The organism is Bradyrhizobium sp. SPXBL-02 (genome assembly GCF_051853065.1).
In the GTDB taxonomy this organism is placed as follows: domain Bacteria; phylum Pseudomonadota; class Alphaproteobacteria; order Rhizobiales; family Xanthobacteraceae; genus Bradyrhizobium.
Map to the genome: position 1 here is coordinate 2,284,712 of NZ_CP182474.1, position 22,522 is coordinate 2,307,233.

Consider the following 22,522-nt stretch of genomic DNA (forward strand, 5'->3'; position numbering starts at 1 on the left):
CGAACAGTCCTTGGTCTCTTGGCTGGCGTGCCGAGCGGGACGGTGTTGTCGGTGCCCTGACCTGTGTCGGGGTTCGTTCGTTAAGAAAAAGCGGGCTGGAGCGCGTTATCGCCCCATTTAAGCCTTCGCGACATCGAACCGATTCCAGAACGGCGGCGGTGGTACAACACTTGCTGTTCGCTTCGCAGCTATCGCAACTTTTGGAGCAACATCGTGCACAATGTCGTCTGCATCAAACAAGTTCCGGACTCGGCGCAAATTCGTGTTCATCCCGTGACCAATACAATCATGCGTCAGGGAGTGCCGACCATCATCAACCCATATGACCTCTTCGCGCTCGAGGCCGCACTTGAACTGCGCGATCGGTTCGGCGGCGAAATTACTGTGCTTACCATGGGACCGCCATCGGCAGAAGAGTCCTTGCGAAAGGGGTTGGCTTATGGTGCCGATCGCGCCGTCCTACTCACCGATCGCTGCTTTGCGGGCTCCGATACACTGGCCACAACGTATGCACTCGCAACTGCCATCCGGAAAATCGGTAAGGACTATGGCCCGACAAATCTCATTTTCACGGGAAAGCAGACTATCGATGGCGATACTGCGCAGGTTGGGCCCGGCATCGCAAAGCGAATGGGCGTAGTGCAGCTAACTTACGTTGCGAAGATCAGATCCTTGAACCTCGCTGCTCAAACGATTGAAGTGGAACGACGCTGCGAAGGTGGTGTGCAGGTGTTGCAAACCAAATTGCCGTGCCTCATCACGATGCTTGAGGCGACAAATCAGATCCGGCGCGGCGCGATGGCGGATGCCCTGCGTGCCGCGCGTGCCAAAATCGTGAAATGGAGCGCGCAAGAAGCCGGTGTCGAAGACACCTCCAACTGCGGGCTCAAGGGCTCGCCGACCGTCGTTAAGCGTGTGTTCGCTCCCTCTGCACGGGCCGAGAGGGCGGCGCTGGTTGAGGCCGCCGAGCAACCGGCGCAGGCGTTGATAGACGCAATTTTCTCGCTTCAACCGAAGCTCGAAACCGATCTTGCGGCGCTTGCTCGTGACGCCCGATCTGGAGAGTCCAGGCCATCATAGTAGATACGCCCCAGGAATGTATCATCGCCGCACCCGTGTCGAAGACCGCGCAAGATGTAGCCACGCATCTCGGCAAGCTACCACTAGGGTCTGCCTATGGTACCGTCGAACTCGCGAGCAGCTGGGGCCGCATGCTCCGTCGATCACACGATCGATTCCCGGAGTCGCGCGGGATTGTCGGGGCACAGGCAAAGAGGCCTGCGCCTGTTCCAGGGGCACCGTTCGGCCGTGTTCGACGACGTGGAAGGCCATTGCGTCTTCCCGTAACGGTCACGAGCGAACACGGAATAGTCAGCGATCCGGGTTACCGTACTGGCGCTGCCGTCTGCACCTAAAAGCGCTGTCGCTGGCTTCGGGCGCAAAGTCAACCTATGCGTCGCCAAGCCAATCTCCGCGATTGAGCAGACCTGTACGCATGTGAGCGGCCGCTGGCGCTTCGCTGTTTGCTTTCTGACAGCGGCGCGTAGCCTCTGACACTCGCAATGAGGAAGCGTCACTGCCGTTGTATCAACCTGTTTAGATCTTACGGATCGATTTCGGGAGTTGGCACGATGATTGCTGTGAGTCACTTAGAAGTTAGAGTTGTAAATCGCGAACGCGAAGATCGGGCGAGGGTTGCTTTGAGATGCTTTGTGCCGCCCAGGAGCGGTATGACACCAGGGACCAAAGGCCTTGAGAGCATCATACGTACAAATTGGAGTCTACAATGCTGTCCCAGGCTCACGGCAGTTCGGCGAAATGGGGCGAGCGGCAACCGCGATGGCTTGATCCGTTCGCCCAAGATCGCGAAAGCTGCACGCGTGCCAAGCGGCCAGGCACGCCACTCGCGCACGCGACATTAGCTTCAAAATGGCGTGGGCGGCGCAGTATCCGTTTTGAGTCTCCGCGCGAATGCTGATCGTGGTGGGCATTGCGGCGTCGGACTGCTGGTGGACAGGAATCCGACCGGATTCCCCGCGCTCCAATAATGAACGCATTCCCTTCGATGCTCATTAGCTGGATCGAGCATACCGCTGTCTGCCATCGCGAAGAAAACTACCAAAAGTTCGTCCGGAAGGTGAACGCAGTCATTGGCCCATCGAAGCCAATGAGCCCAGGGTGGTTAATAGTTGGTCCGGACACGAAGTTGCTTCCTCAAGGACCGTTCGCTTCTCATCTGCAGGGGTCAAATGACATCTCAAGCGTCTCGATTTGCAGCCGATCAACCTCCGAAGATATGCTACGAGTACTTGACGGAGCAAGCGCGAGCCTTGTTCGGCCCGCATCCGTTCGCCTCGCAGTTGTCCGAGGTTCAGGTCGCCAGTCTGCTGCCCGAATACCTGGCGATGTCACAGGCGTTCCCGTACCTGCAGGCGGGGTCCCAAAGGGACCTCATATTCGATGCAATGTATCACAATCGGGATATTGCGAGAGACATTGAACTGACCAGCGTGGTCGCGAACTTTATCTGTTGGGATGAGACCGGTGGCCACGGCCGAATTCTCCAGGGAGGCAAGGCTGCGCTACCGGATATTCTGTTGACAGAAAACTTTCACTCCAACCTGTTGAAGAAAGATGCCTCCCAACTACTCGGCCGAGCGATACTGCCCAACCATAGCTCTAAGACGAAGCAGTATCTGCATTCTCTCTACGCCGGATTGTCATCGAAAGACTCCCTCGTTCGTTGCGCTTACATGGTAGCTTTTGAGCTACATGCTGCGGACATGATCCAGTCGCTGTGGACGACTCTGGCCGAAATGTTTAAAGTGCAGCCGGACGATCTGGAGTACTTTCGCAGCCATGTGGGCGGAGAAGATCCCGCGGAGAAGTACCACGGCGAAATGACAGGCCGGCTGATTGGTGAACTTGTGCAGGCTGACCGTAGTGATCATTTCTTGGATGAATTCCTCCGAGCCTATCGGCTCAGCGTCCAGTGGTGCCGCGATCTCATCGCAAATGCGGCGCGCACGGGAGATGATCACTCGGAGATCGAACATCATGGCCGTTGCCATTGTGGCTCTGTCAAGTTCTACGTCAGAGCGCCGCGAGAGCTCTCTGGAGTTCGTTGCAATTGCTCGATTTGCCAAATGTCTGGGTTTCTCCACTTACTCGTCACTGGCGATAAGCTACGCATCGAGCGCGGTGAAGACCTCCTCACGACATATCAGTTCAACAAGAACATTGCTCGGCACACGTTTTGCCGGCTTTGTGGGGTAAAGCCATTCTATAGGCCGAGGTCGAACCCCTCCGGGTTCAGCGTAAATATTCGATGCCTGGATAGAAGGACGATCGCACGCGTAAGAATAACCGAGTTCGATGGCGAGCATTGGGAGCGAGCATTCGTCTCAATGCACAAGGACCCGGAGCCCTGCTTCGAAGACCAAAGGAATGAGCTCGAATGGCGCGCGCAATGAGTGATAAATCCCGCCAGCTTTCAGAAGAAATGCTGACAAAGTACCGCATAGAGCTGTTAGTAAAGGGGACGGCCCTTATCGCCCCCCAGATATTGTTCACTCAAGCCGACTTGACCAAGATCGATCAGCTGCAGGCTGAGATTGCCGAAGAAGAAGTGCGGGAGGGAGATGCCGGCGACTTGCACAGCGTCTTTGTCAAGCGCGTAAGGGTGGATCCACCCGGCCGCGCGCCCAGCAACGTCAGTGGTACAGCTTCAGGGCAGATCATGGAGCTACTTGAAAGTAAAGACCGCAGCTTCGCCCTTAGACAGATCTTCGGAGCATCCTCAGATTACGTGGTTCGCCGATGCCAAATGCATCGTATGCCGCCCGGGTCTTTCGTGGGAATCCATTTGGATGCGAAGAGTGATCCGGACTTTGAGTACGCGGTGATTGTGCAGCTAGCGAGAGACTTCGAGGGGGGTGAGTTCGTAGTATATCCTACCGGGTACGAACAGCATGTATTCCGGCCACCATATGGCGCCGTGCTTGTCACGACATGTAAGGTACGGCATGAAGTAAAGCCGGTGTCGAGCGGGGAACGCCGATCTCTCGTCTACTTCTGTTCAAAAAGGGGCGGCGCAAACCGCCGGATCATCGAAAGTTCTACCGATCGGCTATGAGGTAGCGCGCCTAATATGAGTCTCTGAGAACCGAGTGGCGGGCGAGCTCTCCGGGAAATTCAAACGCTTTCACATCTTGTGGTCAGTGTTTCTCGTAACGTCTGCGACAGTTCTGGTCGGCAGCCATGGTTAACATTCGTCCATGTACAGGCCACCACGCGCCCTCCGAGCAAAAGTTGCTGGCTGGTCATGGCCATCTTATCGCTGGGTGAAACCAGGGAGGCGCTTCGGCGCTGCGCGATGCTGTATTCCGGGTAGCGCGGGGGGAGCGCGGGGGTTCGCAGATGGTAGTGGCGAGCCTCTCGATTCCCAAGATGCGCCTCTTGTCAAGGTGGTAAGGTCGGGCACGCATCAGGCGGATGATGGCTCGACTACAAAGAGAAGCTGGGCATAGCCGAGCGTTTTACGACACGGGCAACGATGCCGCAGCGTTAAGAAGGCCGGCGAGCGTAGCGCCCTTGCCGGACTCGGTCGTATGCGCGCCTCGCGCGCTACGGGCGGAGTCAGCATCGTTCGCAAAGCCAGGCCAATCCGTTCCCATGAACCGGAGGTCTTGAGAGTATACAGGTCGACTATCATCAAGGATGAACAAGTGGGAGGGCTCAGCTGCCTACAGTATGCTCTTGCTGTTGGTAGCTTGGATGAGCATCTGCGCAACAACTTCAGCCAGGGATCGCTGCTCAGCTTTCCGATCAGTCACTCGACGAAGATCTATTCACTATAAGGTCAGCCCTCATCTGCACCCGAAGATTGGTGCCGTACTCGTGCAGTTGCGCAAGTCGGTGGCTCCAAACGGAGCCGCTTGAGCATGACTCTAATCACCACCGAGAGAAGTCGGGTTGACGGACGCAACGCGCTTAGCGGATGCCGTTGCGCAGGACAGCCTGTTGCAGCGATCGATCCGCTGGGTGAGAATATTTCCCGCGCAAGGTCATAAGGATAAACCTAGCCTCTCGCCCTGGCCGGCGCTGCAGTGAGTGAAGCCAGCCGCCGCGCCGAACCTATTTGCTCAGGCCGTGCCCTCTTGTATTTTGGGGGGGGGAACGGATGTGTTCGCTAGGACCTTAACAGTCGGTGTTGCTGATCGTGGGCCGCGGCCCTGTCGGGCGCAATCACAACGCACTCCACGGTACCGGCCTGTTTGTCGGCGGCAAGCGGGATCACGCCTGCCTTACGTTTGCGGTCGAATAGCAATCCCTCTTTGAAGAAGCGATCATGCGCCGCTTGAAAGGATGGTGATCGCACATTTCTAACAGATAGAATGACGTTGCGACTGGAATAGTCGGGGCCTAGCAGCCGAACTGCAATGTTGTGTAGCACCGAGCCGCCACCCCAGCGGCCGTTCGCTTCATTGAACAGCAACCGTCCGTCTTTGGCGAAAATAGCGTCGATGTTGATCATTCCTCGATAGCCGAGGTCTCTCGCTAGCGCCACAAATCGGTAGGCATGCTCCTGGGCAGTCAACCATTGCTCGTTCTCTAGATCGCTGGGAAGCTCAAGCCCTGTCCAGATGAGAGCCCTTTCGGACCGATCTGGGCTTTTATGCAGGCGTATATTTCCACTATTGATGAAAGCGATTGATGCATCATCCTGGATTGCATACTCGAGATAAAACAAGGATCGGGCCAAGTGGTACGATTCAACGACCAGCGTCTTACACGATGCTGTTGTGATCTCGGAGTAAAGCGCGTCAGGATCAAGCGAACGCCAGGAAGTCCACCGAGTATCTCTGGCTCCAGGTAGGGGATCGCTTGTACTGCTCGTCAAAATGACATTTCCGAACCCTCCAGCTCCATTATCCAACTTCACGATGACCCTGCCGGTCTCGGATTTGAGGTAAGTGACTGCTCTTAACAGTCCATTTGGATCTGTCGCGACACATCCATGAGGAATCGGAAGTGCGACGCTTGTTGCCAACTGACGGAAGTGACTCTTGCGATTCAGTAAATCAGGACCGCGCTGCAGGGCGAAGTCGTCGCCAATCTTTGGTATGCTTAGTTTGGCCGCCAAGTGTGCGACGCCTTCAGTAAAGTAGCAGGGGTACAATCGCCAGGTGGATTGTTGACGAACATGTCTTTTAATTCGCGCGACAACAGTCTCGGACAGCAACGCGTAATCATCGAGGATGGTCGGTTGGCGGCTCGTTGGTACAAGCAGGCGAAGACTCGATGCATCGAAATCGAGCGTCGCGCCAATGAAGGATAGCAGATCCGCCGGGATCACTACCGGGGAGACGATTAGGTCGCCCTCCTGAGCAAACCACGCTGAACGGAATGCCGAGCTGGCGGCCAGCGAAAGTTGATCCTTTGTTAGATGGGCGCCTGACATCTGAGGCGTACCGGCATTCATAATTAGGATTCGCGGCATTCGCGAACCTCCGGGCATCTGGACTTGATCAGGATGAGTTGGTTATGGCAACCACGGTCGAAGGGCTTTGCAGCGAGTTGCGATTGCGGCGATGGCCCTCGGGGATAAGGAGCATGACCAGCGATCGGTCCGCGGAGTTGACCGGCTGAGGCATCCGAAGTCCTTCACACCCATGTAGGTAACACCTCAAGAGCCTACGATTTAACGTTACGTCAGGTTCAAGCCCCTTTTTGCGGACCCAATGAGAACGTGGCCAAGCTCATGCCCGAAGAGGGCGCCCGAAGAGCTGGTGTCGCAAGCATCAGCGGTGCCCTGACGGGGAAGCCTGTGGACGAGGCCTTTGAGGATCGATCCCGCGAATGCGCCGGAGGCGTGTCCAACGAATGACCCCAGTCGCCGAGTTTCGACGAAATCTAGAGCTGGCCAGGGTGCGCATGCGGGCCATCACCATCGATGACCAGTCCGACAAGGCGAGATGAACGGCGCGAAGCAATCGTCATCGGAGCCACCGCTGAACGAGCGAGCAGCTCGAACCCAGTCTTGGCCGCAACGATTTTGAGCGTGGGCGTAGAGCGCGGCCTGCTAGTGTCCCTCCGTGTGTAGACGGCATACGGACCTAATTTTCTCTCAGGAGAACACGCCGCTTTGCTTCCAGAAGATGCCCATCCAGCGTCTCGTGCAGCGTACGCCGCAGCTCCGGCGGGATCGAGCTATCTGTATCGATCAATTCTCGAAACTTTCGAATGATGTGTTCTATCGTTGCGATGGTTCCAAGTGTTTCAATCCTCTGCCAGGGCATATCCGATTGTCTCCTTTGGCGCTTGCGCACGCTTCGTCGCCGGTCCTCACCTCAACAAGCGGGGCTCGAACAGCCTCTGGTGCATCAAACGTTGGCTGTCGGGCTAAGTGTTCAGCGCGAGCTGTTTTGACCTGGACTTGCGCAAGCGGCGCTCCCTGAGAAATCGGCACAAGTAACGCGCATTCGCAGCTGCAACAGTGTTCTCGCGCGTAAGCCACTATGGATCGCAAGGTTGCGGCATCAACGAGCTCGGCTGTCAGGCGTTCGAAACCGCGATCAACCGATTCAGTCGAGCGGCTGCAGCGCCCCGATCAAGTGATTCTTGTCCGAGCGCCACGCCTTCCTCTAGGTTCGAGGCCCGCCCGGCCACCACCAGTGCGGCCGCCGCATTCAGAAGAGCGGCATCACGAAAACGACCTGGCAGGCCATCGAGCACGTTTTGTAACGCAAACGCATGAGCCTCAACATCACTGCACTCCAGCGCATCGGCGCGGTAGCGGGGGAGCCCGGCTTCTTCCGGCGTGACTTCGAACGTGCGGACTGTACCCGCCTCAACCGCAGCAACAAAGCTTGTGTCGGTGAGGGACAAATCATCGAGCCCATCCGAGCCATGAACCACCCATACCGAATCGGCACCAAGGTTATTCAAGACTTGCGCCAGAGGCTGCACCCATTCGGGAGTGGACACTCCAAGGATATGCCGCTTGACCCCGGCTGGATTCGACAGAGCCTCGATTAGATTGAACATCGTGTGGGTTCCAAGTACGCCCCGGATCTGCCTGATGCGCTGCATCGCCGGAAAGTCGGGTGACGCAAACACGAAGCCAATGTCGGCTTCGTGCACACAACGTGCAATTGACTCTGGCTTGAGATCGACCTTTACGCCGACGTGCGCCAACACCGCTGCCGTGCTGGAGCGCAAAGACGCAGCGCGGTTGACATTCTTGGCGACGGGAACGCCGACGCCGGCGACGATGAACGAAGCGCACGTCGATACGTTGAGCGAACACATAACGGTATCGCTCGTACCAGCGATATCGATGGGATCACATCGCGTCTCGACCCTTGGCACTATATTTCGCATTGCGGATGCGGCGCCGGTGACTTCTTCGACCGTCTCCCCGCGGACCCTCATCCCAATCAACAAGCCCCCGATTTGCGAGGGAGTTGCGTCGCCGGACATCATGCTGTCGAAGGCTGACGCTGCCTCCTCGCGGGTCAGAGTGGCGCCGGTGGCAACCTTACCGATGATCGATTTAAGCGGTTCCATCGAACTTTACACGTTCCTTCCAAACTAGGGTCCGTCCGTTCAGCCAGGCCCCTTCACAACCGGGTGCGCTGCTGCAGCTGCCGGTCTATCCGCACTCGCTAAGCCGCACGATTCCTCGAGGCGGGGCGTCGGATGAACGTGGCGTCTGGCGACGCTACAACCTGACGCTACGTGAGGGTCAAGCTCTCTCCATTCGATGGGGCTCTTGGTTGATGCGAGGATTATAGCTCTGTCTCGCGCCCGCTTCCTGTCGAAGTTCCGGCCGATCACAGGGCGCCGATTTCCGGTGCCGGCGTGGCGGAGCCGCAGAGTGGCTTCCGCACGTGCTGTGAATATGTCGATGCCAATTTCAAGCTGAGCTTAGCTCGCTCTACGAAATGATCCCATGCCACTGTGATGAACCTGCGCATGACAGCCTCCAGGGAGCGATGGATGCGTCCGTCGACCGGCCCCGCATGAAGTGGTGAGCCGTTCGGTAAGCCCTCATGTGACGTGTTGTAGGTCAAGCTGGGACGACTTCTGGAGAGGAGTAGGAGGGACAGGTCGCAGCATCTTCACTTCGATCCGCTGCTCTTATTGCCGATGTCCCGCCCGGAGATCACGTAGCGACATTGCTGACTGAGACGATCTTGTTTGGATCTGAGGCAGGCAGTGATAGCGGTACGATCTGGTATGTGACTGCTACAAAGTCGCAATACGTCTCCCATGCAGGCCTCTTTCTCGTCTGCGGTCGGCGTTCGATCACTCGCCTTGACCGGCGCAAGCATTACAGTTGCCATTGCCAGGGCTAGGGCGATATCGCGGTAGTAGAGTCTGAGGTGCGGAGCCAACTGAATTCGTTTTGTTTGCATCATGACATTCCTTCAATTCGGTGGAGCTACATTGTTCTTGCTGCCCGGAACGCATCACGTGCAAAACGGGAAACAGGCGGATCTGCTTAGCTGTCTGCAAGCTCGTTGCTCTACTTTTGCCGTTCTCGGACTCGTCATTTGTCCAGGACGACAGGAAACGACCACCATGCACGTCGGCAAAGCCTTACGAAGGGGCGAGGTACTAACATCCGCGCCGACGCACCAGATGAACGTCTTGGAGTTGCTGATGATTATGCGGCCAGTGCATGCCTCGATGTCTCGAGGAGTGCTTGGGGCTGCCTGGCATGACCTGAGGTACTATGGTCAGCCTAATCGCCGGCCGATGAGCGACGGCGGACTCGCCACGATGCCGCTCGAACGGGCCGCGGCCAGCTCTGGCGAAGCATAGGGATCAGAAGGCGCGGATGTGCTTATGTCGTTGTTGATGATGCGCTCGGCCTTGCAAGAGCGACCATGATGACGGGCTGAGAAAATGTTTGGTGTCATCGCGCTTCTTTTCCACTTTATTTGAAGAGGTTGGGCGGGGTTATCTGTGAGTTAGGTTGCGTCTTGCGTCGGGTCAGGGAAGGCTGCGGTGCTCGGACCCTGGCCGCGCAGACGTCGTAACCCGCGATTAGTTCAGCAGAAGCAGGAATAGCATTCGAGAAATTGGGGGCAGGCTCGCGCCTGGATGACGTGAGGCTCTCTGTTCGGTCGTCCCGGGCTATTGTAGATACTTGAGGCATTCCAAATGCACGTGAACTGTCACTCGACTGATTGTCAGAGGTGATCCCCACTTGTCCAGAACCCTACAATCTAACGCCACGTGCGATTCAAGTCTTTTGGTGGGAGAAATGGTCTGAAGCTGTCGGTGGCTGTGCATTCTTCGTATGAGCATCGACTGCAATACGCATTCGTCCTTTTCTGAATGATTGCTTTGGGCTGGGGGCTGATACTGCTTCGGTAGCCGGCGCCACGAGCGTCGCTCCTACGTGATGATACGGAGTGTCGCTGTCGCAATTCGTTGATCTACGGATTGCATGCTCTCGGCATGAACCCGAAAAGTAAACTGTACCAGCCCGATCACTGGCGAGGCCGCGCGGAAGCAACGCGAAAGAAAGCGGCAGCGCTCATCGACGGAAAAGCCAAAGACAAGCTGCTTAAAATCGCATTGGAGTACGACAAGTTAGCGCGGCGTGCCCACGTCTGGCAGATGCGCAAGAATGACGACGATACGTGGCCTGAGCAAGAGCTGTAACGTCGGTACCGTCCTTAGCTCAGCCTGTCGATCTCCAGATGGCTAGGTAGATATCGGTCAGCAAGCAAGTTAAGCTGCTGCCTGTACGGAGCATTGAGAGAGCCAGAAGGAAAGGCACCTGACGTCCTATGCCACACGCCCGTGAGGGCCCGGCCGGCCGCTTGGCCCACGTTCCTTTCACCCCGTTTGGTCAGCTTCTCGAAAGCTAACTGTCACATAAGGGAATACGGGCCCTAGTCCTCACTTGCAGTCGATCCGTTGCGCCTCGCTTGGAAGCCCGGATGCCACTCGCCGCAAAACGCGTTGAGCTGCTAAAGGTCAATTTGGCGCTTCCTCACGCGGCACAGCAGTGGTGCAAATTCGAGACATCTGGGTAAGTCGAAATGTCCTTTGCGTCCGCCGGAGCAGCGCACTCAATGTCCAGGTAGCAGCGCGAAGCGCCCTGGCACCAGTTTGTTCGCAGCGGTGGCAGCCCGCGATCGCGCGAGGCGCCAGAAGTCCATCGGGCGTTTGCCATGCGCGAGAGTGTTTCACAAGAACGCCGCGATGACTAAGTAGATCCCGGCCCAAAGCAGCGCATTTATGAGGAGTGCGGCCAGAAGCCACAAGTTCCACCTTTTCTGGGGTCGCCGGGAGGGACGATCGGCGCCGAAATGCATGATCGTTGGGTGCTTTGTTGCGCGCCAATTAGTCGTTTGATTAGGCTGAGCGCCGGTCAACAGAAAAATGCCAAGCTTTGCATGCCTCCTATCACTCATAAGTTAGCAGTCCTCTTTTCATTGGGCATCAGAACCGATGTTCGTTGCGGCGGCCGTCCGGCCGATTCATTGCTCGTGCACTTTCGCTACAGCGAGGTCGCGTTCTGTCAGCACAGCAAGCGACATGCCACGAGGTAGAACTAGCTGCGGCGCTTTTGATGCGGTCGATTGGTGACACGGATCCGTTGCGCGACGTCTGAATCGCGACATTCATGTCGAAAACAACACCCGCATTAGCGACAAAAGGTGAGCGGTTCGCGGGCGCCATGCCATGGACAACGCGTTAGGAGCTGCATCTCAGTTATGCGGGAAAAATTGGGCAACATTCGCAGTTGCAGTCGATGAGATCGACTAATCATTGTTCCTGACCGTTAGCTTACGACCAAGACAGCAGGCGATCCGCCGAATGGTTCAGTTCAAAGAACGGGCATGCCTACGTCCGCGGCTGTGTGGGTGTGTGTGCCGATTTGGACGCCATAAAACTGAACCATTTTCACATAAATGGCGCATTAGGACTGTTCAGCCTTGGCGAGGAGGTCGTCGAGTGATCAAGTACTCTCTCACGAAGCAGCATTGTCACCCCGATCTATCTGGTGCCACTACTGGTTTTGCGAGCATCATGAGATCTAGATGTCATCGCCAACAAGGGAGCATGCCATGATGAAGACGAATTCATTGAAGACGAGGTGACGCGTCAAGAGTCGCCGATTTCGCCTGCTCAGCCAGGATGGGCGCTATGCTGGCAATGAGCGGTGAATACTGCCTGGCATCGATGACAAACTGGCTTCGCCTCGGAGAGACTTAATGACAGACTTACACGGGTAGCGGGAGGTCCAACCGGCGCTTCAATTCGCCCAACGCGCAGATATTGGTACCGCTCATGCTAAGGCAACCGGCGGACTGAGGCCGCAATACGCCTTAGAGCAATAATCGAAGGAGAGTGAGTGATGACAGACATCTACGGCTTTAGCGGATGGCGCGCTGTGGAGTGGGTTAGGAACGCTGGGCGGAGGACCGAGCAGGTTAACTTGTTACGAAACAACGTCATCTACGTAGACTTCAGGGCTATCCGAGAGGCGAAGGAGCGGGCGTGCGAGCGCAGATGATAGAGAAGCTGGAGGGCGGCCGCGTGCAGCACGGCCGGTTCGCTACTGCTCCAGGGTCAGGCCCTTGCGGTCTGTTCCTTGTGCAGGGGCCTTGTGGTTGTGAACTTAAGATAAGTGCATTTGTCCGTCCTGGCTGGGAGCATGTCGCTGTTTCTACCCCGCGGCGCTGTCCGAATTGGGACGAGATGTGCTTTGTGAAAGACCTGTTCTGGGATGAAGAAGAGTGCGTCATGCAACTGCATCCGCCACATTCGACGTACGTGAATAACAGCCGATATTGCCTTCACTTGTGGAGACCCACCTATCGAGACATTCCGATGCCGTCCCCAAGCTTCGTAGGCGTCATTGGATTAAGTCCATCAGATGCGGCAACGTTGTTCGCGGAGCGCGACAGCATGACGGCCTGAGCTTACAAAAGTCCAGCAGATGGTGAGGTCGAGCAGGTGCACAAGCACAGGCTCGGTCTCCCGCAATGACGTGTCACATGCGAGTGTATGTCGGGCTCGCTCGACTGTTGTAGAATGCAGGCTGGCTGAACCCGAAATGCCGTCGTCTGGCCGATGGCCGATCACGGGGACGCGAATTGCGCACTTTTTGGAGGCGAGGTTGTGCCGGCCGACCGTCGCAACACGATAAAGGTAAGATCGACCACCAAACCGACGGTCACGCTGTCCAGCGTAGTCATTATCCTGAATGCATCTGCAGGTCCGAACTCGCCCTCGGTAAGCGTGCAAGAGTCACTAGCTGTTCGGCCATCACCTCACACCTGCAGCCGCGCTAGTGAGCACGCAAGATCGCGCAACCAATTGGCCGTAGCTTCCCTAGGCTGTTTGGTGGTCAGCTCTTCGTCAGTTTGCTGTGATATCATCCGCGGCAAGATGTAGGCAGCGCGCTCCCTCTGAGGACGCGTGCGCCGAAGAAGCAGGTGAACCAGCGTGTATAATCGAGTCGATGGCCAGTACACATGGGCTATTCAAGCTGACGGATCGAGTAGGCCCGCAGACAGTAACGAATTTGCGCAAACACTCAGCCAACTCGCGCGACGGGAGAGCCGGCCGTCCGGCGAATTGTTCGACAGAATGGGGCTCTGCTTCAGCAAGCCACATACCTCAGATGTAATCCTTGATAGTCCAAGCACCTCGCGCCACAGCATATCCTCTCTGTCCTCCAGCTCGGAGTCATCCTCGGCAGCTAGCCCTGTTCGCTCTCTATTCGATTACAGGACTGCTGAATTGCCCGAAGCGAATGTCAGCGGGATCTGTGTTGGATTGGTAGCGGAGTGGCTCCTAGACCTCCCAAGCAGCCCGTCATCCCGAATGAGGGCTCTGCTCCCGGACACTGAAAAGCACCGCTCAGCAGGAAGCCGGCAGGAACAGTACGAAAAGCTCAAGGCTCAATTGAAAAACGATGGGGCGGAAGGGTCTCGCGACCTCCAGGCAAGAAGCACAACGCTACGCAACGCTGACCTTCAACCGTCTGCTGAAGAGACGCGATATAGGTTTGATACATCTTCGTGCATTGACCGGATCGTGAAGGAGATCACCAAGGATGAGTCCATGTATTTGGTCAGGATGCGTTTCGCCGCAGGTGGCGCCCACATCATTGCGACAGTGACGTCGAATGGAGCGACGACCCTCTTTGATCCCAACTATGGCGAATTTGATGTTCCGTCGGATCGGGTCGGAGGGTTGTTCAAGAGTCTTGCGGAGCGCTACAGGAGCCCCCCGAACAACCTTGATATATTGACTGTCGCCACACAAAGGATGACGTGAGAACTTTATAGGTTGCAACGGACCTCGCCGGATGCCACCGCACGGAACTTCATCGGTCGATGCGCGACAGCCGCGGCGCCTACCATGGTGCATTCGCCACGGTGTTCGGATGTTGGACCCGTGCTCTGGGCGGATGCTCTCTGGAAGTAGTGCAGAGAGATCGCGCACAGAGCTAAGGCTTGACTAGGCACCCACAGAGCCGGCACAAGCTGTAGTTCGACTGCTTCGGAGTCCTGGCCGGCCCTTCGATACTGAGTCGCCAACCGAATAGCTGCAGCCGACGACAATTGCATGCAGTCGTACCGGCGGCCAAACCGAGTCCTCACTCGCCACGAGCTCCGCAACAATCCGCGCCTTTTCCTCGTCACTGCACTTCCCGTAACGTCCGTCTATTGGTGAAGACCTCATCCACGATCTAGCTCAGTGGCAACACTATGCAGTGCGTCGTTCCAAGCCTCACGGTCGAACTTTGCCGCCGAGCTGGACTACAAAGCCGTTTGCGAAGTGACCTTGCCGAATAATGCGAATGACATTCTTCTCCTACGGAACAATCGCATGCGGGCATTTAGCTTGATCTGGAAGACCGTCGCCCGGTAGTGCCGATCTGATCCCAGTCTGACGCCGGAAGCAACCGGCGCGCGAAACGACGTTGGCCGGGCTGGATGTATCAGATGTTCTCTCTGCCACGCTCGCACTAGTGGTTGAAGTTAGCAGAAACGTGACTCGGCGCCAAAATCCCCACGCATACTCGGGGCAAGCGCTGTCCCTACCACGTGCTGCTAACTTCAACATCGATGTAGACGGGGGAGCTTTCCGAAAGCTGACGAAACCGACGCGAAGCATCAAGCGAAAGCGGGCCGTGCGGGGGAGGCCCTCCTGTCTTGAACCCCGCCACCCGCCTAGCGAAAGGGTCACTTAAAAGTGTGGTTGAGTACAGACACAAGCTCTTCCTTAAAGAGGTCGTGAAAACTTGCATATGCCATGTGCCAGCGAGAAGGTGGCAGCAGAACGCTTAAATGCGGGGTAAGCGGCCATCCGCGTCTGCGAAAGTGAGCTGACTGAGCTCAGCGATAAAATTGGAGTATCGTGCAGTTGCATGCCCTTCAGCTAAGCGTTCCTGCGTCTCCCCGATTGAGCGTAAACACGTCCGCAGCAGGGGAGTTGAGGGGAGCCCCGTCCGCGAGGACCAAACGAGGCGCAGAATAATCATCGCACTTTCCGCAAAATACTGTGGTTTATGAGAATGTTCTCCGGGTTCAAACAAGCCCTCAGGCCACAAGATGTAAGTGCGATACTTCACGAAAGGCATTTCGTCGCCTCCAGCTACGCTACAGCAGAAGAAAGCGGACAAGGAGGTCGAAAGCGGACAGGCGGCGCCGAGTCTACGGCACGCCAAGGGTTCGAACATTTGGATGAGCAGAGACAGCTTCGTAAGTCAAAATCGCCATAGACCGGCTCATCGTCGTACCGCACGCGGTCCTGTCGTTGCGGAAGGAACGGTTAAGAAAATTGAGTTGGGGCGCTGCCGCCGCGGATAGACCGATGGGCCGACCTTCGGCGGGCTGGCAACGGGCTACCGGCCGCTCGATGCAAAAAACCCTGACATTGTTGCCAGGGTTTCGCATGTCATCGAGAATTTGAGAAGTGGATCAGAAGTCCACACCGCCCATGCCGGGGCCGCCAGGCATTGCTGGACCAGTCGTAGCCTTCTTCGGCAGCTCGGCAACCATCGCTTCCGTCGTGATCAGCAGCCCGGCCACCGAGGAGGCGTTCTGGACCGCGATGCGCACGACCTTGGCCGGATCAATGATGCCTATGGAGAGGAGGTTGCTGTACTCGCCTGTCTGCGCATCGAAGCCAAAAGAGTACTGCTCGTTATCGAGCACCTTGCCGACCACGATCGAACCGTCTTCTCCGGCATTGATCGCGATCTGGCGGGCCGGCCAAGACAGTGCTCTGCGCACGATCTCGACGCCGGTCTTCTGGTCGTCGTTCTTGGTGCGCAGGCCCTTGAGCTGCTCGGAGGCACGCAGCAGGGCGACGCCGCCGCCCGGAACGATGCCTTCTTCCACGGCCGCGCGGGTCGCATGCATCGCGTCATCAACGCGGTCCTTGCGCTCCTTCACCTCGACCTCGGTCGCGCCGCCGACGCGGATCACCGCGACGCCGCCCGCGAGCTTGGCGAGACGCTCCTGGAGCTTCTCACGGTCGTAGTCCGAGGTGGTCTCCTCGATCTGCGCCTTGATCTGAGCCACGCGCGCCTCGATGTCGGCCTTCTTGCCGGCACCGTTGACGATCGTGGTGTTCTCCTTGTCGATCATCACCTTCTTGGCGCGACCGAGCATGTTGAGCGTGACGTTCTCGAGCTTGATGCCGAGATCTTCCGAGATCGCCTGGCCGCCGGTCAGGATCGCGATGTCCTGCAGCATGGCCTTGCGGCGGTCGCCGAAGCCCGGAGCCTTGACGGCCGCGACCTTCAGGCCGCCGCGCAGGCGGTTCACGACGAGCGTCGCGAGGGCTTCGCCCTCGACGTCCTCGGCGACGATGACCAGCGGCTTGCCGGTCTGCACCACGGCCTCGAGCAGCGGCAGCAGCTCGTTCAGCGAGGAGAGCTTCTTCTCGTTGATGAGGATGTAGGCGTCGTCCATCTCAACGCGCATCTTGTCGGCGTTGGTGACGAAGTAGGGCGAGATGTAACCGCGGTCGAACTGCATGCCCTCGACCACGTCGAGCTCGGTCTCGAGCGACTTGGCTTCCTCGACGGTGATGACACCCTCGTTGCCGACCTTCTTCATGGCGTCAGCGAGGAACTTGCCGATCTCGGCATCGCCGTTGGCCGAGATGGTGCCGACCTGGGCGATCTCGTCGTTCGAGGTGACCTTCTTCGAGTTCTTCTCGAGGTCGGCCACGACGGCTTCGACCGCCAGGTCGATACCGCGCTTGAGGTCCATCGGGTTCATGCCGGCGGCGACCGACTTGGCGCCTTCACGCACGATTGCGGCGGCCAGGACGGTCGCGGTGGTGGTGCCGTCGCCGGCAGCATCCGCAGCTTTCGAAGCCACTTCGCGCACCATTTGGGCGCCCATGTTCTCGAACTTGTCGTCGAGTTCGATGTCCTTGGCAACGGCAACGCCGTCTTTGGTAATACGTGGCGCGCCGAACGACTTGTCGAGCACGACGTTGCGGCCCTTTGGACCAAGAGTGACCTGCACGGCATTGGCGAGAATGTCGACGCCGCGCAGCATACGATCCCTCGCATCTACTCCGAACTTGACTTCTTTAGCTGACATAGAGAATTCCTTCAGTTCCAATTAAATGATCCTCCAGCGCGCCCGGTAGGCTCTCCTCGGAGGGTGAGCTGTGGGAGCCCAGGATTAGGCGACCTTCTTCTTGGAGAACACATCCGTGAGAACGCCCATAATGTCACTCTCCTTCATGATCAACAGGTCTTGCCCATCGATCTTGACCTCGGTGCCGGACCATTTGCCAAACAGCACCCGCTCACCGACTTCGATGTCGATCGGAATTAGCTTGCCGCTCTCATCGCGGCCGCCCGGCCCAACTGCAATGACCTCGCCCTGCGATGGTTTTTCCTTCGCTGTGTCGGGAATGATGATGCCGCCAGCGGTCTTCTCTTCTGCGTCGATGCGCTTGACCACGACGCGGTCGTGAAGCGGACGGAATTTCATAGAGGTCTCCTGAGCGTTTGAACAAGTTGAGATTAGGCACAATGTGACCAGTAAACTATAGCAAGAGTCAGGCCAGAAATGCGCCGAGCAATCTATCCGTACAGTTCTGCAAAAGCATTGCCCGGCAGCGTGTGTGCTTGTCCGGAAGCATACGCGCTGAGGCGCACAGCCCCCCGGCTGTTGTGAAAATGACATTGCGCTTCCTGGAAACACGCGCATTGAGCCGCGGGACACTTCAACCTTGCTCGGACGGCGGTTGCACTGATCGAGAGTGTTTCGACGACGTGGGGATTGCACATGATTGCCTGACGGTACCAATCTAGCAGTCTGGCCGGCGAAGCGTGCGGTCCACAAGGGTTATCGAAGAGCGGCTCGTCAAATCTGCCGGAGTCGTGCATACGAATAGTATGCAACGATATCGAAAAATCAGGTTCTGCTCGTTGTAAGAGGCGGCCTGCTCCAAGGCAGGTCACCACCGAATTGTACCGGATCGCCGGTATCCAGCCGTGGCAGGGCACTTAAAGCCTACCGACTTGACCCTGGTCATTCGTAAGCCGACAGCACTTGAAGAAGGTTGCAAGCGCCGCGAAAGCTTGATTGCGCCGAGCAACGCGTGCATCGGGGCTTTCGCCGACCTTGTTCCTCGCCTAAGCTTCCGAGGGAAAGACCGTCGGGAGCTACTGGCAGCGAATCTGATGGCGGCCATCAGTCGGCAGAGCACATTCGGCGCAATTGTCCATATCCGACAGGTGACGCTCAAAGGAAGGCGGTCTTTCGGCAACTTGAAAGAGCCAATACGACGATCTGGCTCACCGAGGCCGCGCGTTCCGACGATAGGTTCGAGAATTGCATCGCGAGGGATAGCCTCTCCGTTTGATGTCGATGGCATCCAAACAGCTGTCGTCGATCAAGAGGACTGACTGACAAATGGAGCTTATACCTTGATATACATTGTGCAGCGGCTTCTGGCGTGTGATGTCGAAATTCACCAGATCTCCGCGCACCATGGAAAAGCAGCTGTGTCGTCCGTAGAAGTACATCAGCACATCATCTCACTTCTTAAGAAGCCGAATCCAGTCATCCTGGATATCGGCTGCAATGACGGGACTGATACGCAAAAATTCCTAGAACTCTGCCCGCAACCCCAGCTCTACTGCTTTGAGCCGGACCCCCGAGCGATCGCGCGCTTCAAGAAGAAGCTCGGCCCATCCCTCAATAGGGTGAAGCTGTTTGAAATAGCCATCAGTGATCGAAACGGGACGATCGACTTCCACCCCAGCAATGCAGATGGCGATGCAAAGGATTGGGACCTATCCGGTTCAATACGCCGTCCGAAGAACCATCTTACCGAGTACGATTGGGTCCGGTTTGATCATCCTGTCTCGGTTGAAACACGGCGGCTGGACGACTGGTGCAGCGAAGCCAAGCTTGACGGAGTCGATCTTATTTGGATGGACGTTCAGGGAGCCGAAGCCGACGTTATCGCCGGCGGTATGCGGACGTTGAGCAACACGCGTTTCATCTACACCGAGTATAGTGACCGCGAGCTCTACGAAGGGCAGTTGTCATTGCAAGCCATTCTTAACTTATTGCCATCCTTTGAAGTGGCGGCTCACTATCCGCGCGCAGTGGAAGGTGATGTATTGCTCAGAAATGCGCGCGCCTAGCGGCTCATATCGAGCGTCTCATTCATGGCCTGACCAGCGGACTCCGTGCTGGCCACAGCTGCACAACGGTGATCATCAAGCGGCTATCGCGAGCTGGACAGGCAGTGCGGTTTGTCCATTGGGCCGGCGTGCATGTCGGCCGATCCATTGGGAGCGGCCAGCGCCATGGCGGTCCTGGGGTCCACGCGGCCGAACCGTAGCAGCACGGCGCTCGCGCGCTCTTGGCGCCGCTACGTCGGACCCGCTCCACCGACACTCGCCAGGATCTAATGCCGATCACGCCGAATCTGATCGCGCGGCTTCACCGGCGCAGTCAAAACCAGTCCGGCTTGCCGATATCACTCCATCCTAACCGCATAGGGCTCGCTGTATTGGCTGCCGCCATGGATCTCATCAGCCGCAAGATAGCCGGCCGGGCCAAGCGCGACCTCATGAAGGCCGAAGCGTCTTTTCCGCGCCGTCGATGCCAATTCGCCAGCAGCGGGCAAGAGTGGATTGATCGACTTTCCGATCGGGCGTATACAGTACGCGCAGGCTAAGGTCGCGCGGCCGCTGCCAGCGCTTGCCTGCTCGCATCGATGAGCCGCAAGGGTGAATGCTAGGATAATGCGCCATTGAGAGCTTCTTCCGCACCGTGCGCCACAAACGGCAAGTAGGCAACCGGTGCGAGAGTCCCGCTAGCGCGTGATTTGGAGAGTTCGTGAGTTGAACCGCGAGCCGTTTCGCATAAGTTCAGGTATATCCTGCTCGGTAACGTCAAGATTGAGGGGCTAAGAGGCTTATAAGGACTCGCATGTTTGGACAACGACCGGGTAGTCCAGGATATGTAGCGGGATCCTTTGCCCTGCGGTGTCTTTGTTCAAATTGAAACAAGGGGCCACGCCCTCAGCGGCAGGCCACTCATCGCGCAAGTGCAGTAATCCGTTGGCGTGGCGTGTGGCTTGCCCGTGCGTGACCAACTTTATGGAAAGCCCGGCTGTATTGCACTTCCCAGAAGGGCGCGGCCAGCGCTCTGGAGCGTTCCCTCGTTTAAAGCTGCGTGCTGGGCAACCACGAAGCTGTCGCACATGGCCCGTGCTAGATTACTGGCGCTATAGAGCGCCTCAGTTCCAGCCAGACCGCTGGCAATTCTGCAGACCTCAGCGCCCTGCCGCGCGGCGTTCGTCGCCGCGAGCCGCATTAGCGCCGTGGTGCCAAGATTTACCTCACCCTTGAGCGCTTCCTTCCACAGCTCCTCGGTGGCGTCGTAAAAGAAAGAACGAGCGGAACGTAGCATCGCTTCGGCTTTGGCGATTTCAAGCTGCACATAGCCGCGCTCAGCCATCACGGGCGCTCCAGTGATCGAGGCACGGGTTGCGGCCATGGCAATCACCTCGTCTATTGCGGAACGCGCAATCCCGATGCCAACAATCGCATGCGCCTGCGCGGCGAAGGCGACAGATGGATAACAATAGAGCGGCCCATCAAGTGTCGGCGGACCGCCGCGGATCAACGTCCATTCCTCTGGCACAATGACGTCGCTGACGACGACGTCGTGGCTTCCGGTGCCTTGCAGTCCGATGACGTCCCAATTGGGCCGAATTGTCACCTTCTCGGCCGGCATCACCGCTACACGCGGAAGATCACCGCTCGGATCGTCTTCCAACGTGATACCAACTCCTATCAAATCCGCCTCTGGTGAGCCGCTAGCGAATGGCCACACGCCATGCACGATAAGTCCCTTGGCGCATCGCTTAGCGGGTTGGAGTGGGAAAAGCGCACTCGCCAACACCACGTCAGGTCCATTGGCGTACACTTTGCGAAGCGTGTCGTCCGGAAGAGCAGCGAGGTAGCGAGCTCCATCCCCGAAGCTGGCGACCCAACCGGCGGAGCCGTCGGCCTCGGAAATGCACTCCACCAGCCGACAAAAATCGGCTGGCGTTCGCTCCTCACCGCCGAATCGCTTGGCAGCCATAGCCCGATAGACGCCGACGCGTCTGAAGCCGTCGATGATTTCTTTTGGAATCTTCTGCGTGCGGCTAAACTCGTTGCGACGCGCACGGATCTCGACGAGTAGCGGCGACAGATTAGCCCAGGTCGCAGCCGCGGCGTGGGTTCTGGAAGTCACCGTTTCTGGTGGAGCGTTCATAGATCATCCTCCGTGTCTTGAGCCGGTCATCGCCGCGCGTCGTTCATATGGGCGCCGCATGGCAAGGCCAGGTGATTTGACCCCGCTGGACGGCGTTCTCAAAGCAGTCGCACTTGATATCGAGTCCATGAGATCGGACACGGTAGCTTCCCAAACTTGAGCGGCCGGACGCCTGACCGAGATATAGCTGTCGCCCTGCCATTGAGGCTGACCGGCAAAGCAGCCGATAGGCTGCGGCGGCATCGATCCGCGTTTGTCGAACTGAATCTCCGGCGGTCGATCGGGGCATGCGGTGCATGTCGTTTCCACATGAACGTGTGGTCACACTTGTGACAGGCCGGGTCGAACCACGTTTGGAATTCCTGAGTTGTGCTTGGGAGAGCGCCCAAGCCTGCGGTCTCTTGCCCGTCTTCCCAGCAATTGACGTGCCATCAAGCATAGCTGCCGGCTTTGTCTGAACCGCGCGAGATCACTCCGCCGTGCCGTGCCAGCGCAATGCTCTTGCGCTCCGGTTTGCTTTTAGACACAAGATGTCCTTAACAAGCCGCGAAGAAAACCACAGAGGCGGACCGCGACCGCCACCAACCCGGTTCAACGTTCCTGCTTAAGCTTAAGTCCGGCTCCGGTCTCCTGAGGTTACCAACAGCCCAAATGTGCTGCTCCTGCGACTGCTGGTGAGCGCTTGCTTAGAAGCAGAGTTCAAGAACGCAGGTGTTCGTGAA

Annotated in this window: 13 protein-coding genes; 8 read left to right on the top strand and 5 right to left on the bottom strand. The window is 57.5% G+C overall.

Going from position 1 to position 22,522, the window contains the following annotated elements; genetic code table 11:
• Positions 1 to 213: 213 nt before the first annotated feature.
• The 3 genes from ACNJYD_RS10420 to ACNJYD_RS10430 all read left to right on the top strand — a co-directional run bounded on the left by ACNJYD_RS10420 (position 214) and on the right by ACNJYD_RS10430 (position 4,135).
• Positions 214 to 1,080, top strand: coding sequence for an electron transfer flavoprotein subunit beta/FixA family protein (locus ACNJYD_RS10420; protein WP_439366257.1), 867 nt, complete (start codon positions 214 to 216; stop codon positions 1,078 to 1,080).
• A gap of 1,250 nt (positions 1,081 to 2,330) precedes the next feature.
• Positions 2,331 to 3,473 carry a GFA family protein gene (locus ACNJYD_RS10425; protein ID WP_439366258.1) on the top strand — a complete coding sequence of 381 codons (1,143 nt, stop codon included), beginning with the start codon at positions 2,331 to 2,333 and terminating at the stop codon, positions 3,471 to 3,473.
• Positions 3,470 to 4,135, top strand: coding sequence for a 2OG-Fe(II) oxygenase (locus tag ACNJYD_RS10430; RefSeq protein ID WP_439366259.1), 666 nt, complete (start codon positions 3,470 to 3,472; stop codon positions 4,133 to 4,135). The genes ACNJYD_RS10425 and ACNJYD_RS10430 overlap by 4 nt, the downstream gene beginning before the upstream one ends.
• 1,056 nt (positions 4,136 to 5,191) lie before the next feature.
• Here the strand turns inward: ACNJYD_RS10430 and ACNJYD_RS10435 are convergent.
• Both ACNJYD_RS10435 and trpD read right to left on the bottom strand, forming a co-directional pair.
• Entirely contained in the window at positions 5,192 to 6,484 is a 1,293-nt protein-coding gene (locus ACNJYD_RS10435; protein ID WP_439366260.1) for a peptide ligase PGM1-related protein, read from the bottom strand.
• A gap of 1,073 nt (positions 6,485 to 7,557) precedes the next feature.
• A complete protein-coding gene (gene trpD / locus ACNJYD_RS10440; protein WP_439366261.1) occupies positions 7,558 to 8,571 on the bottom strand; it encodes an anthranilate phosphoribosyltransferase in 1,014 nt (337 codons plus the stop codon).
• 1,902 nt (positions 8,572 to 10,473) lie between these two features.
• On the opposite strand from trpD, the gene ACNJYD_RS10445 reads away from it, so the two are divergent.
• The 4 genes from ACNJYD_RS10445 to ACNJYD_RS10460 all read left to right on the top strand — a co-directional run bounded on the left by ACNJYD_RS10445 (position 10,474) and on the right by ACNJYD_RS10460 (position 14,316).
• Complete coding sequence (locus ACNJYD_RS10445) at positions 10,474 to 10,680, top strand: hypothetical protein (RefSeq protein ID WP_109142780.1); 207 nt, start codon at positions 10,474 to 10,476, stop codon at positions 10,678 to 10,680.
• Between the two features lie 1,705 nt (positions 10,681 to 12,385).
• Positions 12,386 to 12,544: a hypothetical protein gene (locus ACNJYD_RS10450; protein ID WP_439366262.1), complete on the top strand. Its 159-nt coding sequence runs from the start codon at positions 12,386 to 12,388 to the stop codon at positions 12,542 to 12,544.
• A gap of 185 nt (positions 12,545 to 12,729) precedes the next feature.
• On the top strand, positions 12,730 to 12,951 hold the full coding sequence (locus ACNJYD_RS10455; protein WP_439367453.1) for a DUF7694 domain-containing protein: 222 nt from the start codon (positions 12,730 to 12,732) through the stop codon (positions 12,949 to 12,951).
• Between the two features lie 672 nt (positions 12,952 to 13,623).
• Positions 13,624 to 14,316: a YopT-type cysteine protease domain-containing protein gene (locus tag ACNJYD_RS10460; protein WP_439367454.1), complete on the top strand. Its 693-nt coding sequence runs from the start codon at positions 13,624 to 13,626 to the stop codon at positions 14,314 to 14,316.
• A 1,649-nt stretch (positions 14,317 to 15,965) separates the two neighbouring features.
• Here the strand turns inward: ACNJYD_RS10460 and groL are convergent.
• Entirely contained in the window at positions 15,966 to 17,606 is a 1,641-nt protein-coding gene (gene groL / locus ACNJYD_RS10465; protein WP_439366263.1) for a chaperonin GroEL, read from the bottom strand.
• An 84-nt stretch (positions 17,607 to 17,690) separates the two neighbouring features.
• Positions 17,691 to 18,005 carry a co-chaperone GroES gene (locus ACNJYD_RS10470; RefSeq protein ID WP_109142784.1) on the bottom strand — a complete coding sequence of 105 codons (315 nt, stop codon included), beginning with the start codon at positions 18,003 to 18,005 and terminating at the stop codon, positions 17,691 to 17,693.
• A 1,019-nt stretch (positions 18,006 to 19,024) separates the two neighbouring features.
• On the opposite strand from ACNJYD_RS10470, the gene ACNJYD_RS10475 reads away from it, so the two are divergent.
• A complete protein-coding gene (locus tag ACNJYD_RS10475) occupies positions 19,025 to 19,672 on the top strand; it encodes an FkbM family methyltransferase (RefSeq protein WP_439367455.1) in 648 nt (215 codons plus the stop codon).
• Positions 19,673 to 20,633: 961 nt separating this feature from the next.
• Here the strand turns inward: ACNJYD_RS10475 and ACNJYD_RS10480 are convergent.
• Positions 20,634 to 21,800, bottom strand: a complete 1,167-nt coding sequence (locus ACNJYD_RS10480; protein WP_439366264.1) for an acyl-CoA dehydrogenase family protein — start codon at positions 21,798 to 21,800, stop codon at positions 20,634 to 20,636.
• Between the last annotated feature and the right edge of the window lie 722 nt (positions 21,801 to 22,522).